The sequence below is a fragment of the Jatrophihabitans lederbergiae genome (genome assembly GCF_031845305.1).
GTDB lineage: Bacteria > Actinomycetota > Actinomycetes > Mycobacteriales > Jatrophihabitantaceae > Jatrophihabitans_A > Jatrophihabitans_A lederbergiae.
In genome coordinates, this window is the sequence record NZ_JAVREH010000023.1 from 53,108 (window position 1) to 67,621 (window position 14,514).

14 protein-coding genes and 2 pseudogenes are annotated in these 14,514 nt (G+C 70.4%); 8 read left to right on the forward strand and 8 right to left on the reverse strand.

Features of this window, described 5'->3' with window-relative positions; translation table 11 throughout:
- The first annotated feature begins 1 nt into the window (after position 1).
- Positions 2-979 carry a carbohydrate kinase family protein gene (locus RM423_RS15825; RefSeq protein ID WP_311424011.1) on the forward strand — a complete coding sequence of 326 codons (978 nt, stop codon included), beginning with the start codon at positions 2-4 and terminating at the stop codon, positions 977-979.
- Positions 980-1,012: 33 nt separating this feature from the next.
- Here RM423_RS15825 and RM423_RS15830 read toward each other — a convergent pair whose 3' ends face one another.
- Positions 1,013-2,044 carry a LacI family DNA-binding transcriptional regulator gene (locus RM423_RS15830; RefSeq protein ID WP_311424012.1) on the reverse strand — a complete coding sequence of 344 codons (1,032 nt, stop codon included), beginning with the start codon at positions 2,042-2,044 and terminating at the stop codon, positions 1,013-1,015.
- Positions 2,045-2,150: 106 nt separating this feature from the next.
- Here RM423_RS15830 and RM423_RS15835 point away from each other — a divergent pair, with 106 nt between their 5' ends.
- The 4 genes from RM423_RS15835 to RM423_RS15850 are packed head-to-tail and all read left to right on the forward strand — an operon-like array spanning position 2,151 to position 6,392.
- Entirely contained in the window at positions 2,151-3,749 is a 1,599-nt protein-coding gene (locus RM423_RS15835) for an amidohydrolase (RefSeq protein ID WP_311424013.1), read from the forward strand.
- A complete protein-coding gene (gene lnt / locus RM423_RS15840; protein ID WP_311424014.1) occupies positions 3,746-5,416 on the forward strand; it encodes an apolipoprotein N-acyltransferase in 1,671 nt (556 codons plus the stop codon). Before RM423_RS15835 ends, lnt begins: the two co-directional genes overlap by 4 nt.
- The gene (locus tag RM423_RS15845; protein ID WP_311424015.1) at positions 5,413-6,198 is read left to right on the forward strand and encodes a polyprenol monophosphomannose synthase; all 786 of its coding nucleotides are present in this window, start codon (positions 5,413-5,415) and stop codon (positions 6,196-6,198) included. Before lnt ends, RM423_RS15845 begins: the two co-directional genes overlap by 4 nt.
- Positions 6,195-6,392 (forward strand): hypothetical protein, encoded by a 198-nt coding sequence (locus tag RM423_RS15850; RefSeq protein WP_311424016.1) that lies wholly within the window; start codon positions 6,195-6,197, stop codon positions 6,390-6,392. The genes RM423_RS15845 and RM423_RS15850 overlap by 4 nt, the downstream gene beginning before the upstream one ends.
- 122 nt (positions 6,393-6,514) lie before the next feature.
- Here RM423_RS15850 and RM423_RS15855 read toward each other — a convergent pair whose 3' ends face one another.
- The 5 genes and pseudogenes from RM423_RS15855 to RM423_RS15875 all read right to left on the reverse strand — a co-directional run bounded on the left by RM423_RS15855 (position 6,515) and on the right by RM423_RS15875 (position 11,285).
- Complete coding sequence (locus RM423_RS15855; RefSeq protein ID WP_311424017.1) at positions 6,515-6,871, reverse strand: RNA polymerase-binding protein RbpA; 357 nt, start codon at positions 6,869-6,871, stop codon at positions 6,515-6,517.
- 252 nt (positions 6,872-7,123) lie between these two features.
- A complete protein-coding gene (locus tag RM423_RS15860) occupies positions 7,124-7,258 on the reverse strand; it encodes a hypothetical protein (RefSeq protein WP_311424018.1) in 135 nt (44 codons plus the stop codon).
- A gap of 145 nt (positions 7,259-7,403) precedes the next feature.
- Positions 7,404-8,768: an MFS transporter gene (locus tag RM423_RS15865; RefSeq protein WP_311424019.1), complete on the reverse strand. Its 1,365-nt coding sequence runs from the start codon at positions 8,766-8,768 to the stop codon at positions 7,404-7,406.
- Positions 8,756-9,559, reverse strand: a complete 804-nt coding sequence (locus RM423_RS15870; RefSeq protein ID WP_311424020.1) for a glycerophosphodiester phosphodiesterase family protein — start codon at positions 9,557-9,559, stop codon at positions 8,756-8,758. Before RM423_RS15870 ends, RM423_RS15865 begins: the two co-directional genes overlap by 13 nt.
- Positions 9,556-11,285, reverse strand: a pseudogene (locus RM423_RS15875) (DUF885 domain-containing protein). The gene RM423_RS15870 and the pseudogene RM423_RS15875 overlap by 4 nt, the downstream one beginning before the upstream one ends.
- A gap of 16 nt (positions 11,286-11,301) precedes the next feature.
- On the opposite strand from RM423_RS15875, the gene RM423_RS15880 reads away from it, so the two are divergent.
- The gene (locus RM423_RS15880; protein ID WP_396327744.1) at positions 11,302-11,715 is read left to right on the forward strand and encodes an MFS transporter; all 414 of its coding nucleotides are present in this window, start codon (positions 11,302-11,304) and stop codon (positions 11,713-11,715) included.
- Positions 11,716-11,779: 64 nt separating this feature from the next.
- Here the strand turns inward: RM423_RS15880 and RM423_RS15885 are convergent, their stop codons facing one another.
- Positions 11,780-12,181: a (R)-mandelonitrile lyase gene (locus RM423_RS15885; RefSeq protein ID WP_311424022.1), complete on the reverse strand. Its 402-nt coding sequence runs from the start codon at positions 12,179-12,181 to the stop codon at positions 11,780-11,782.
- Between the two features lie 76 nt (positions 12,182-12,257).
- Positions 12,258-13,166 carry a helix-turn-helix transcriptional regulator gene (locus tag RM423_RS15890; protein ID WP_311424023.1) on the reverse strand — a complete coding sequence of 303 codons (909 nt, stop codon included), beginning with the start codon at positions 13,164-13,166 and terminating at the stop codon, positions 12,258-12,260.
- A 143-nt stretch (positions 13,167-13,309) separates the two neighbouring features.
- Here RM423_RS15890 and RM423_RS15895 point away from each other — a divergent pair.
- Together RM423_RS15895 and RM423_RS25695 are read left to right on the forward strand one after the other, a co-directional pair.
- Positions 13,310-14,220 (forward strand): annotated as a pseudogene (locus tag RM423_RS15895) (zinc-binding dehydrogenase).
- A gap of 61 nt (positions 14,221-14,281) precedes the next feature.
- Positions 14,282-14,482 carry a hypothetical protein gene (locus RM423_RS25695; protein WP_396327740.1) on the forward strand — a complete coding sequence of 67 codons (201 nt, stop codon included), beginning with the start codon at positions 14,282-14,284 and terminating at the stop codon, positions 14,480-14,482.
- The last annotated feature ends 32 nt before the right edge of the window (positions 14,483-14,514 follow it).

Here is a 14,514-nt window from a genome sequence, read left to right on the forward strand (position 1 = left end):
CATGGTGTGTGTGATCGGTGAGGCCCTGATCGACCTGGTGTTGGACGCTGAGTCGAACCCAGCACCCGACCCGGCCGCCGGCGGTGACCGGACGTACACCGCCCATCCCGGTGGCAGCCCCTTCAACGTCGCCATCGGCCTGGCACGGCTCGGCCAGCCCTCACAACTGCTGGGCCGGGTTGCCGTGGACGCGTTCGGCCGCCAATTGCGCTCGCACGCCGAGGCCAACGGAGTCGACCTGTCCACCGCGGTCCGGGCCCCCGAACCGTCGACGCTGGCCGTGGTGAGCCTGGACGACGACCGCAACGCCACCTACGACTTCTACGTCCGGGGCACCGCGGACTGGCAGTGGACCGCTGAGGAGCTGGACCGGTCCCCGGCGGACACGAGCTGGATCCACACCGGCTCGCTGGCGTCCTGGACCGCACCCGGTGCGGCGGTGATCCGCGAGCATCTGGCTCGCCGGCGGGCGACGTCGCAGGCGGTGGTGAGCTATGACCCGAACATCCGGCCGGCGTTGATGGCAGACCACGCGGACGCGGTGGCGCAGGTGGAGGCCACGGTGACGCTGAGCGACGTGGTGAAGGCCTCTGCCGAGGACCTGGCCTTCCTCTACCCGGACGTTCCCGTCGACACCGTGCTGCGCCGATGGCAAGAACTCGGCCCGCGGCTGCTGGTGGTGACCGAGGGCGCGGCCGGCGCGCGGGTGCTGGGCACGGACGGAACCGTGTTCGGCGTGGAGGGGCGCACGGTGGACGTGGTGGACACCGTCGGCGCGGGTGACGCGTTCATGGCCGGCCTGATCAATGCCCTGGTACGCGCGGGGTTTCACAGAGACAGCGCCTGGCAGCCGGCACAGACGGAGCTGCGAGAGGTGATCGACGAGGCAATCCTGGTCGCGGCCCTCACCTGCGCCCGGGCGGGCGCCGACCCACCGACCGCCGCCGAACTGGCCGCCGCCGGTAGCCGGCCGGATTAACGGCGCAACCCAGCCGAGCGGTACCTGGATCGGCTAGTCGCCGCTGCCGACCTGCGCGTACACGCTGGCCGCGGGCACCGTCGAGCCGCGGACGACCAGCTCGGTGTCGAGCACCAGATCGCTCGGTTCGGTGTCATGGGCCAGGCTCGCGAGCAGGCCGCGCGCCAACAGCGCTCCCTGCTCGGCGACCGGCTGGCGTACCGTGCTCAGGTCCAGCAGGCCCGCGGTGGCGTGGTCGTCGAAGCCCACCACCGCGATGTCGTACGGCACCCGCAGGCCGGCCCGGCGGATCGTGCGCATGGCCCCGTACGCCATCTCGTCCGACTCGGCGAACACCGCGGTCGGCCGCTCGTCCAGCGCCAGCAGCTGCAGCATGGCCGCCTCGCCACCGGCCACGGTGAAGTAGCCCAGGCCTTCCAGGGCCGGATCGACGTCGATGCCGGCATCGGTGAGCGCATCGCGGTAACCGGTGCCCCGGTGGTGCGGGGGAGTGAAGCGCATCGGGTCGTCGGTGTCGCCGCCGATGAGCGCGATCCGCCGGTGCCCGAGCGAGAGCAGGTGCCGCACGGCCGACCGCGCTGCCGCGACATCGTCGATCCGCACCGAGAACAGGCCCGGGTGCTTGACCCCGAGGACGCCCACCGGTAGTTCCAGGCTGCTCAGAGCCTCGACCTCGTAGTCACTGAGGGCAAGGCTCACGACGAGGACGGCGTCGACGCGCTTGCGCACCGGAAGCATCGAGAAGAACCGCTCACGGCCGTCGCTGTCGCCGAGGTTGTGCAGCAGCAGGTCATAGCCGGCGGCGCTGAGGACGGTCTCCACCGCGCCGAGCACCTCGGCGAAGAACCAGCGATTGATGAACGGAACGACCACACCGAGGGTCGACGAGCGGCCGCTGGCCAGCCGGGCGGCGAACGGCGAGGCGACGTAGTCGAGCTCGCGGGCAGCTGTCACAACTCGATCCCGGGTACTGGCCGCGACGTCGGGCAGCCCACGCAGGGACCGGGACACCGTTGCGATCGAGACGCCGGCGCGTTTTGCCACATCCTCGATGCTGGCTGACATGAGAGTGCCTCCTGTGAAGTGATGACAGCACCGTATTGCATGGTATGGGGCTGGGCCAGCTTGGCTGACGGACTTGCTGTCAGCATCGGCTGGCACACTCGTAGGCGTGCGCACTCTGCTGACCAACGGACGGATCTACAGCCCCTGGGCCCGCAACGCCACCGCACTGCTCCTGGACGGCACCGACATCGCATGGCTGGGTGACGCAGAGTCCGCCGCCACGATGACCGCAGACCGCACCGTGGACCTGGCCGGCGCGCTGGTGCTGCCTGCCTTCGTCGACGCGCACTTCCACGCCACGGCGACCGGGCTGGCCCTCAGCGGGCTCGATCTGTGGCCGGCCGGCTCGCTCGCCGCCGCGCTGGGGCTGATCGAGCAGCACGCCCGCCGCGGCCGCGGCCGGCCGCTGCTCGGCTCCGGCTGGGACGAGACCCGCTGGCCCGAGCACCGGCCGCCCACCGCCACCGAACTGGACCGCGCCAGCTACGGGGGCGTGGTCTACCTCGCCCGCACCGATGCCCACTCCGCGGCGGTGTCCTCGGCTCTGATGGCCTCGGTTCCCGGCCTCGCCGCCATGGCGGGCTACTCACCGTCCGGGCACCTCACCAAGCAGGCCCACCACGCCGCGCGGGCGGTCGCGCTGTCGGCCATCACCAGCGGCCAGCGTGCCGACCTGCACCGGGGCGCGCTGCGGCACGCTGCCAGCCTCGGGGTGGCCGCGGTGCATGAGATGGCGGGTCCCGAGATCTCCAGCGCCGAGGACCTGACGGGGTTGCTGGGGCTGGTGTCCGGTGCTGAGACCGAGCCGCTGCCCGAGGTGTACGCCTATTGGGGCGAGCTGCGCGGCGTCCACACCGCCCTCGAACTCGGCGCTGTCGGCGCCGGCGGCGACCTGTTCTGCGACGGCTCGATCGGCTCGCACACCGCCGGGCTGCTGCGGCCCTACGTGGACAGCGACACCTCGGGGTACCTGCGGTACGAGACCGCCGAGCTGGCCGAGCACGTCCGGGCCTGCACGGAGTCGGGCCTGCAGGCGGGGTTTCACGCGATCGGTGACGCCGCGACCGACCAGGTGGTGGCCGCGATGCGGCTGGCGCAGGAGCGGTTCGGCGGCGCGGGCGTGTTCGGGGCAGGGCATCGGATCGAGCACTCCGAGATGGTCACCGATGTCGCGGCGCTGGCCGCCACCGGGTTGACCGCCTCGGTGCAGCCGGCCTTCGACGCCACCTGGGGCGGATCGGCGGGCATGTACGCCGAGCGCCTGGGGGCCGAGCGGGCGAGCACGCTCAACCCGTTCGCCGCGATGGCAGCCGCCGGGGTTCCGCTCGCCCTGGGCTCCGACTCGCCGGTGACCGCCGTGGACCCCTGGGGAACCCTGCGCGCGGCGACCTACCCGACCAACCCCGAGCACGCCCTCGGCCCCCGGGCCGCGCTGAACGCGCACACCCGCGGCGGCTGGCGGGCGGCACGCGCGGACGGCGACGGCTCGGGGGTCGTGGCACCCGGGTCACCCGCCACGTACGCGATCTTCGCCGCCGGCTCGCTGGGCGTCGATGCACCGGACGAGCGGCTGGCGCGGTGGAGCACCGACGAGCGCTCCGGCGTTCCCGGACTGCCGGACCTGGCACCGGGCGCGGAGCTGCCCCGCTGCCTGCGCACGGTCGTCCGGGGCCGGCAGATCTTCGACTCCGGCGAGCTCGCATGATGCTGACCCCCGCCGATCGCAGGCGCGCCCGAGCAAGGCTGTCCCTGCGGCTGGTGCTTGCCGCGGTCGCGGGACTGCTCGGCACACTCGCCTTTCCGCCTTTCGGGATCTGGCCGCTGGCGTTCGTCTCGATCGCCGGGCTGTCGCTGGCGGTCCGCGGGCAGCGCTGCCGCACCGGGGCGCTGACCGGCCTGGTCTTCGGCGCCGGGCTGTTCCTGCCGATGCTGCACTGGACCGCCACCTATGTCGGCGCGGTGCCCTGGCTGGTGCTGGTGTTCTCCCAGACCTGGTACCTCGCGGCCCTCGGTGCGGCGCTGCCGCTGGTGCAGGGCCGCCGCTTCGCGAGCAGCTGGACGGCCGCGCTGTGGGTCGGCGAAGAGGCGCTGCGCGACCGGCTCCCGTTCGGCGGCTTTCCGTGGGGACGGTGGGCGTTCAGCCAGGCCGCCTCGCCGATGAAGTGGTTCGCCCCGCTCGGCGGAGCGCCCCTGGTGACCTTCGCGGTGGCACTGATCGGGGCGCTCCTCGCGGCGGCTGTCAGCGGGCCTGGGCCGGTGCGCCGGACGGTGCGCTGCACGGCGGCCGTCGGCGTGCTCGTGCTGGGCGCGGCACTGTGGCTTCCGCTGCATCCGGACGACCACCCGGCCCGGACGACCACCGTGGCCGCCATCCAGGGCGACGTGCCGGACCGGGGCCTGGAGTTCAACGCGCGGCGGCGGCAGGTGCTGGACAATCACGTGGCGCAGACGAGAAAGCTGGCCGCCGAGATCCAGGCGGGTACGGTTCCCCGTCCGGATCTGGTGCTGTGGCCCGAGAACAGCTCTGACATCGATCCGACCACCAATGCCGACGCCGCGCGGGTCATCCAGCAGGCGGTCGACGCGGTCGGCGTGCCGATCGTCGTCGGCGCGCTGCTGGACGGCCCCGGCCCGCAGCACGTCACGAATGCCGGCATCGTCTGGATGCCGTCGGCCTCGACCGATCCCGGGCCGGGGCAGCGCTACGTCAAGCGCCATCCGGTGCCCTTCGGGGAGTACATCCCGCTACGCTCGATCGCGCGCGCGGTGAGCGCCAAGGTAGATCTGGTCGGCCATGACATGGTGGCCGGCGGCGGCAACGGGCTGCTCACCGAGACGCCGTACCCGGTCGGCGACGTGATCTGCTTCGAGATCGCCTACGACTCGCTGGTGAACTCATCCGTCCGGGCAGGAGCCCAGTTGCTGGTCGTGCAGACCAACAACGCGACGTTCGGTCACAGCGGCGAGACGTATCAGCAACTGGCCATGAGCCGGCTGCGGGCGGTGGAGCACGACCGGACCGTCGTTCAGGTGGCTACCAGCGGCGAATCGGCCATCATCGGCCCGGACGGCCGCATCGTGGACGAGTCCGGTGCCCTCTTCACACCCGACATCCTCGTTCGCTCCGTCGGCCTGAGCACTTCCACGACGCTGGCGACCCGGCTCGGGGCGGCGCCGGAGTGGGCGTTCACCGCCCTGGGCCTGCTCGGCCTGGTGCTGGCTGTCTCGTCCCGTTCGCGGCGCGGGCGCGCGGCGGGGCCGACGGGCGGCGACCCCCTTTCCGAGCGGCCGGCGGTCGCACAGGACACTGGTCATTGCGCACATCAGAAGGCTGACGTCATGGCGGCCACAACAGGGAAGGGGCACCGGTGACCGAGCCACGGGCGGGATCGACGGCAGCCGGCGGGGTAAACGAGGACCTGCGCGTTCTCGTTCTCATCCCGACGTACAACGAGCGCGAGAACCTGCCGTTGATCGTGGAGCGGGTACTGGCCTCGGTGCCCACGGCGGACGTTCTCGTAGTGGACGACGACAGCCCGGACGGCACCGGCGACATCGCGGACAAGCTGGCCGCGAACGAGGAGCGGGTCCAGGTTCTGCACCGGACCGCCAAGGCTGGGCTCGGCGCGGCGTACGTCGCGGGCTTCCGCGTGGGCCTGGCCGCCGGCTACGACGTGCTGGTCGAGATGGACGCCGACGGCTCGCACGCTCCGGAGCAACTGCCCAGGCTGCTGGAGGCGGTGGGGCACTCGGACCTGGTGCTCGGCTCACGCTGGGTTCCCGGCGGGCAGGTGATCAACTGGCCGAAGTTCCGCGAGGTGCTCTCCCGCGGCGGCAACCTCTACACCCGGCTGGCGCTGGGCATCAATCTGCACGACGCCACCGGCGGTTACCGGGCATACCGGCGCGAGGTGCTGCAGACGATCGACCTGTCCGCCATTTCGTCACAGGGTTACTGCTTCCAGGTGGATCTGGCCTGGCGCGCGGTGCAGGCCGGTTTCCGGGTCACCGAGGTTCCGATCACGTTCGCCGAGCGGGAGCGCGGCGAGTCCAAGATGAGCGGCAACATCGTCCGCGAGGCGCTGCTGCGGGTCACCGAATGGGGCGTGGCGCACCGGGCCGCGCAGCTCAAGGGCCTGGTCCGCCGCACGTGAGCCGACCCCGGCCGGCCGACTCGGACTGGAGCAAGCGGGCGCTCGATCTGGTGCTGGCCGGGTGCGTCGCGGTGGTCGTCCTGCTCGGTGTCACCGGGAATGTCACACCGAGGTTCGCCGTGGTCCTGTGCCTGGCGGCGTTGACCCTGAGGCTCAGCGTCGACGCGTACCAGAAACGCGACCGTCCCGGCTGAACCGCCGTTCCGCCGCCGTGACCGGATGCCAGCCGCCGTGAAAAGCGGCCAGAAAGCAAGATCCCGCATCAGCGAGGCTGGTTGACAGCCCCGGTGATGCGGGATTCTGGTGGGTCAGCTGATTACGCGCTCTTGCTCGGTTTGCCGCCGCGGCGCGCACGCAGCACATCCAGCCGCTCGGCCAGCACCTCTTCGAGGTCGGCGACGGTGCGCCGCTCGATGAGCATGTCCCAATGCGTCCGAGGCGCCTTGACCTTCTTGGCTTCGGGCTCGGGAAGGTCCACGGCCTTGGCTGTGGTCCCGTCCAGGCGGCATTCCCAGGTCGCCGGAAGCTCGGCGTCGTGGGCGAACGGAACGCTGAACTCGTGCTGCCGTTCGCACTTGAACTTGACTAGTTGACGCGGCGCAGGCTCGGCTGCGTATTCGGTTTCGTAACTGATTGCGCCGAGGCGGCTGCCCCTAAGTACACGATCGGCCATTGTGATCACTCCTCACCCAGATTGGGTACCGAGACCCCAACGCACGGTCCCGGCAGATGATTCCCGCTGACCTCACGGTACCGCCCCGACGGCTCACGGCCGTGCACGTGCGACCCAAACCGGGCAAAGTTGCGCCACCTGAGACGATCTCGCAACGCCAGCAGGGCTGAAAGCGGTGATCAGCGTCAGCACTGAGCGCCAGCAGCCAGCAGCCAGCAGCCAGCAGCCAGCAGCCAGCAGCCAGCAGCAGCGCTATCCAAGCGCCAGCTGCTCGCCGATCAGCGTCACACCCAGTCGGCCGCTGCGGAAGTGTGCCCGGCACAGCACCTGGTACCGCACGTCGTCAGCACCCGGAGCCGATGACGACCCGGTGTCCGCGACGACCACGGTGTCGCCCTCGCGAGGCCGTAGCAGAACTTCAGGTGCGCCGGCATCGGAATCGCGCGCCGATTGCCGGCGGCGGAACCGCGGCGAGGGCACTGTCGCGTTCGGCGGGTCGGTCGGCAGGAGTTTCCGGCGCCGCCACGTGCCGTCACACCCTGGCGGGCGCGGTGTTGCCGGCCTGCTCGATGCCGGCCCGCAGCGGCACCCGCGCCAGCAGCACGAAGCCGAGTACGAAGAACACCACCAGGGACGCCAGCGCGCTGCGGTACGAGGCGGTGAGCTGGTAGGCGAGGCCGAACAGCAGCGGCCCGAACCACGAGGTGCCGGAGTCACTGACCTCGTAGAAGCCGAAGTATTCGGCCTCGCGCCCGGACGGGATCAGCCGCGAGAAGATCGAGCGGGACAGCGCCTGGCTGCCGCCGAGCACGATCGCGATGGCCACCGCCAGCAGGTAGAACTGCCACGCGGCACCCGCCTTGAGAAAATAGGCGACGACCACCAGCACCAGCCAGCCGACCAGGGACCCCAGCACCACCGGCCGAGCCCCGAACCGCCCCGCCAGCCGACCCAGCCAGAGCGCGCCACCGAACGCGACGAACTGCACGATGAGGATCGAGGAGAGCAGCACCGTGTCGTCCAGGTGAAGCTGCTTGTCGCCGTACTGGGCCGCGACCGTGGTGACGGTCTGGATGCCGTCGTTGTAGATCAGGAACGCGATCAGGAACGCCAGCGTGTGCGGGTAGCGCCGCAGGTCGCGCAGGGTCGATGCCAGTTGCCGGAAGCCGCCCAACAGCACCGAACCCTCCGAGCGGCCGGGCGCGGCGGTCCTCGGCAGTTGGCGCAGCATCAGCCACGGCTTGATGTTGAACAGCGCCCACCAGACTCCGGCCGAGGCGAGCGAGATCCGCGCCAGCAGTGCCTTGTCGGACAGGAACAGGCTGAGGACGAAGTCTGCGGCCAGGACCAGCCCGCCCCCGATGTAGCCGATCGCCCAGCCGCGCGAGGACACCCGGTCACGATCCGCGCTCGCGGACACGTCGATGAGCAGCGAGTAGTTCACCACCGTCGCGCAGGAGTACCCGAAGTACGCCACCACGAACAGGACTGCCCCGAGCTGCCAGTTCGAGCCGCGGACGGCGAACATGGCGACGCACGCGGCGGCACCGAGCCAGCCGAAACCGAGCAGGATCTCACGCTTGGCACCGGTCCGGTCGGCGATCGCGCCGACTACCGGCATCGCGATCACCAGCAGCACGGTGGACAGCGACACGACGTAGACGAACAGGCTGCCGGGCGCGACGGGAAACCCGAACAGGTGCACCCGGCCCTGGTTGCCGACGGCGTTCTCGGCCACCGAGGTGAGGTAGCGGCCCATGAACACCGTGACGACGATGGTGGGAAAGACGTGACTTGCCCAGGCGTAGTAGTACCAACCACGCCGCTGCCGGAACAGCGCCGCCGGATCGGGAGGTCCGGCCACCACCGCCGGATCGGTCGACGCTAGCTCTGCCACTGGCCACGCTCCCGGAGCACCTCGCGCAGCAGGTCCGCGCGGTCGGTGATGATGCCGTCTACGCCCAGATCGAGCAAGCGTGTCATCTCGGCGGGCAGGTTCACCGTCCAGACGTGCACCGCGATCTGCCGGCTGTGCGCGGCCTCGACGAACCGCCGGGTGACCACCCCGAAGCGGCCGGCCGCGGCGGGCACCTGAGCCGCCAGACCTGGACGGGCCGGCATGCCCGTGCTCGCGGGGAGGCACACCCGACCGGGCAAGCTGGCGCGAACGGGCAGGCGGCCCAGGGCCGGCATCCGTTCGAGCGCCTTGAGCGATAGCACCTCCGGCGGCGACAGGGCGCTGGCCACCGCCGGGCCGGCGACCGCGCGCAACCGCTGCAGGCGCGCGTGCGAGAACGCTGCCAGCCGCACCCTGGCCCAGGCGCCGGTCCGGCGGATGGCGTCGATCGTCGGGCCGACCGCGGAATCGGACTTCACGTCGATATTGACCTCGACGCCACCGAACGTAGCGAGCACGTCTTCCAGCCGCGGAATCGGCTCGCGATCGACGATCCGGGCCGCGCTGACCTCGCGCCAGTTCAGGTCGGCCACCCGTCCGGTGTGGTTGGTGACCCGGTCCAGGATCGAGTCGTGAAACGCCAGCGCCACCCCGTCCGCCGTCACGCGAGCGTCGGTTTCGAGGTGGCGGTACCCGAGGGCGACCGCCGCCTGGAACGCCGCGATCGAGTTCTCCGCGCCGTCGCGGGAGAAACCACGGTGCGCCAGCGCGATCGGGAACGTCGCTCTCACGCCGCGGGCGGCAACCCGAGCAGGGTGCGCAGGTGCCGGACGGGCGGTGAGCCGAAGCCCAGTACGGCGTCGTGGACCTGACGAACCGACCAGTCGGTATGTTCAACGCGCAGGTCTGCGACGACCTGGCGCACCTCCAGGTAACCCACGTAGTACGTGCAGAGCTGGGTGGAGCTGAGCTGCACCCGGCGCCACTTCCCGGCCGCCTCGCCCTCTTCCTGGTAGCCACGCTCGGTCATCAGCGCCATCGCGCCAGCCTCGTCCAGGTCCCCGGTGTGGAAGGAGATGTCCAGGATGGTGTTGAGGATCATCCGCAGCTGCATCTTCAACTGCTGCATCCGGACGGCTGCGGCCGCCTCGGCGCTGACGTCGCCGCGGTAGCCCAGCTCGGCCATCAACTCCTCGGCGTAGACCGCCCACCCCTCGATGAACGAGCCGCTGCCGAAGACGCTGCGAATCGCGGTACTGCCCTGGTAGCGCCGCGAGTGCGAGAGCTGCTCGACGTGGCCGGGCATCGCCTCGTGCACGGTCAGGTTATGCAGCATGTGGTTGTTGTACTCGCGGTAGAAGGACGTGACCCGCTCCGGCGACCAGTCCGCAGGGGTGGGGGAGACCGCGAACTGCGTCAGCAGCGGTGCCGTCTCGAGGGCGCCGACGGCCCGGCAGTACGCCACCGCGACGCCCCGGTCGATCTCGGGCATCTCGATGACCTCGACCGGGTCGTGCAGCAGGGTGAGCAGGTCGTGGCGCTGGACGAACTCGGTGGTCTCGGCCAGCGCCGTGCGGCAGTTGCCGAGGATCGTCTCACTGGTGGGCATGTCCTCGGCGAGCCGGTCGAACTCCGCGGCGATGGCCCGGCGGCCGGCGTGTGGATCGGCGGCGGTCAGCGCGCTGAGCTCGGTGTCCACCCGGTCCAGATCGCGATAAGCCTGCTCCAGCAGGGTCTGTGGCCGCCACGGGGTCGCCAGGGTCAGTGCAAGCTTGCGGGTGAACAGGTCCTCGCCAGCCGGGGGGAGCGGTCGGCTCGCGGCAGCTGGTCACGCAGCCAGGCCTGGTGCTCGCGGACGGCGGCAGCTGCCCGGGTGATGTCAGCACCGAAGTCGTCAGCACCGAAGTCGCCGCCAGTGTCACTGCCGACACCCGCTTCGGTGACGGCGGCCGGCACTGCGGTCTCGATCAGGGCCAGCGTGCCGTCCAGCTGCGCGATCGCCGTCTCGGTGTGGACCGCCGAGAGGTCGGTCAGCCTTTCCCTTGCGGCGACAAGGTAATCCGGAATGGAGCGCAGCCGGCCGGCGAGGTTCGTGAGCCGTTCGGGCAGCGGCGCGAAGTCCCGGGACAGCAGCCCGTACAGCGCCTGCCCCGGGTTGTGCTCCATCGGGTTCCAGCTGGCCTCGTCCAGCTCCTTCAGTCCGAAGATCTCGCTGGCGGCCGCGGTGCGCAGGATTTCGCGGTCGACGAGGTCAGCGGTACCCAAGTCGGTGGCATCGGAGGCGTCCAGGGTCGCGATCAGGTCGGTGAGCTCGCTACGCCGCCGGTGCGCCGCTGCCGCGGTCGGGTAGGACAGCCGGTCGTCGTGGCTGTGGTCTCCCAGGAAGGTGGCCTCGGCGGGATACTCCTTGCACAGTCCGAGATCGCGTCGGCGGCGATCCGGCTGAACTCGTTCGACGTCATAGCGCTGACGGTAGTCGGCACTGGCCGCCGGGGGAGTAGGTGGTCTGTCGGGCAGTCTCGCCGCGGTCGCTCTGGGAGCGCGCTACAGCGCGGGGCGGATCGTCATCGTGTCCCACCTCGGCTGTGCGCTGGCCTGGGCGATGGTCGCGCTGAGTTCGGGTCACTGGTCCGGCTGGGTGCTGTTCGGCGCCGGGGAACTGGTGCTCGGCGTGTCGATGGGCATCGGGAACGCCAACGAGATGGGCTACAAGCAGACGATCACGCCCGACCACCTGCAGGGACGGATGAACGCCACGATGCGCTCCATCAATCGCGCAATGATCGTCGTCGGCGCGCCGCTGGGGGGCGTGCTCGGCGACGCGATCGGCCTGCGCACCATGCTGTGGGTGGCTGCGGTCGGCTTTCTGATCGTCGGCGGAACGCTTGCCGGTACGCCGTACCGCGATGCCCGACTTGACCCTGCCGTTGGGAACCGTCTGCGCTAGGCCCGCTCACAGACACCTACGCCGCGGCCGGGGATGCTTCGGTCGGGATGCTTCGGCTGTGCGGCTACGCGTTGGCAGCCTGGTATTGCTCGTCGGTAACGGGCTCGAGCCAGCTCGTCCCGTCGCCGTCGCCGGTTCCTTCGAGCATGGCGAGGTGGCACATCATGTTGTCTGCGGTGCCGCCGTGCCAGTGTTCTTCGCCGGGCGGGGTCCAGACGGTGTCGCCGGCGCGCATGCGGATGACGGTGCCGTCGCGAGAGACGACGAGGCCGAGGCCGTCGGTGCAGTGCAGGGTTTGGCCGAGTGCGTGGGAGTGCCAGTTGGTGCGGGCGCCGGGGGTGAATCGGACGATGCTGGCGAGGAGCCGCGATGGTTCCTCGGCTTGCTTGATCGGGTTGACGTAGACGTCGCCGGTGAACGCCTGGGCGGGCGCTGTTGCGGTCTTGCTGGGTGCGGTCAGTTTCATGGATATTCCTCCTTGAAAGGCGGACGGCAGGGGACGGTCAAGACCGTCGCTCGCCGCGCCGTTGGCAGTGTGGCAGTCAGTCAGAGCTGGCGGTGTCTACCGTGTCGGCGTCGTCCGGGGTGGCGGTGGCGAGCGTGCTTGCTGCTTCGGTGGCAGCCCATGAGGCCAGCAGTGCCAGGTTGTCCGCAGAGGGTGTGGCGGGTTCGGCGGTGTAGGCGGTGAGGACCAGGCCGGGAGCGGCGACCAGGTCCATCGAGTCGTAGGCGAGTTCCATGAAACCGACGACCGGGTGGTTGAACGTCTTGATCCCGCCGCGGTGCAGGCGGACGTCGTGCGCGCCCCAGCGGGTGCGGAACGCCTCACTGCAGGTGGCGAGTTCACCGACGAGTTCGGTGAGGTCCTTGTTGCGGGGGTCGCGGCCGGCTTCAGTGCGCAGCAACGCGACCGCGGTGGCGAGCGCACCGTCGTAGTCGGGGTAGTAGTCGGCCGCGCGGGCGTCGAGGAAGTCGAAGCGGGCGATGTTGCCACGGTGGGCTGGCTTGTCAAGGACGGGGGAGTAGAGCGCCCGGCCGCGCGTGTTGCTGGCCAGGATGTCGAGACGGCCGTTGCGGACAAACGCGGCGGTGCCGGTCATCGAATCGAGCACACGCTGCACGCTGACCGGAATCTGCGTCTTGGCGCGCCGACGCGGGGTGCGGACGGGTTTGGCGGCGCGGGCGAGGTTGAACAAATGATCGCGTTCGGCTTCGTCGAGCTGCAGGGCGCGGGTGACTGCGTCCAGGACATCGTCCGAGACGCCGCTGATGTGGCCTTTCTCGAGCCGGATGTACCACTCGGTGCTCACCCCGGCGAGAACGGCAACCTCTTCACGGCGCAGGCCCGGGACACGTCGGGCTCCGGCACCGGCGGGCAGGCCCGCCTGTTCCGGGCTGATCTTGGCCCGACGGGTGGCCAGGAACTCACGGATCTCGGCTCGGTTGTCCACGACGTTCACGCTACGGATCTCCCAGCAGCGAGGGAGGTTGCGTTTGTCCCCCCTACAAGCTCGCCCTCCCACGCCCGCGTGATGAGCGGTTGTCTGGATAGCGTGACCGCAACACCGAACAGCAACAGAAGGGAGTCCATCCCATGCGCGGAGCAGTAATCCACGCCCCCGGCGACGTCCGGTTCGAGGACCGCGACGACCCAAGATCGAGCAGCCCACCGACGCGGTCATCCGCATGTCCGCCACCTGCGTGTGCGGATCGGACCTGTGGGACTACCGCGGCATCAACCCCGTCACCCAGCCCACCCCGATGGGTCACGAGTACGTCGGCGCCGGCGGCGCACAGGCCCAGTACCTGCGTGTCCCGCTGGCCGACGGCACCCTCGTCGCCACCCCCGAGGTCCCCGGCGACGATCTGATGCCGTCGCTGCTGGCCGCCTCGGACGTCCTGGGTACCGGCTGGTTCGGCGCCGTTGCCGCCGACGTGCAGCCCGGCAACACCGTCGCCGTCGTCGGTGACGGCGCAGTGGGCCTGCTCGGTGTGCTCGCCGCCAAGCAGCTGGGCGCCGAACGGATCATCGCGTTCTCCCGGCACGAGGCGAGGCAGAACCTGGCCCGCGAGTTCGGCGCCACCGACATCGTCACCGAACGCGGCGCCCAGGACCGCAGCAGGCGGCAGAGGACGGGACGACGGCGTGGCCAAGACCAAGGACCTCACCAACGGGCTCGGCGCACACAGCGTCATCGAGGCCGTCGGTACGCAGGAGTCGATGATGCGGGCCATCCGCTCCACCCGCCCCGGCGGCCACGTCGGCTACGTCGGCGTCTCCCACGACGTCACCCTGCCCGGTGAAGAGCTGTTCTACAGCCACGTCCACCTGCACGGCGGACCCGCACCAGTACGCCGCTTCCTGCCCGACCTGATCGAGCGCATCTGGAACAGCGAGATCGACCCCGGCAAGGTCTTCGACCTCACCTGCCCCTGGACCAGGTCGCCGAAGGCTACAAAGCAATGGACGAACGGCGCGCCATCAAGACGCTGCTGCGACCCTGACACTCGCACGACTCCACGCGCCGTCGCCGACGCGCGGACATCACCACAAAGGAGCAACCACATGCACACCAGAACGCTCGGCACGGGCGAGCACGCCCTGCAGGTCTCAGCCATCGGCTACGGCTGCATGGGCCTGAGCCAGTCCTACCTCCCGATTCCCACCCGTGGAGGCTGTTGCAGTATGCGTGTCGCCATGCCGGTTTCCAGCAGCGGTTTGGGAGAATTGGTTTATGGCGAAGGGGTATCGTCCGCTGCGGCGTGACCAGGGGTTCCTGCTACCGCCGAACATGCGGG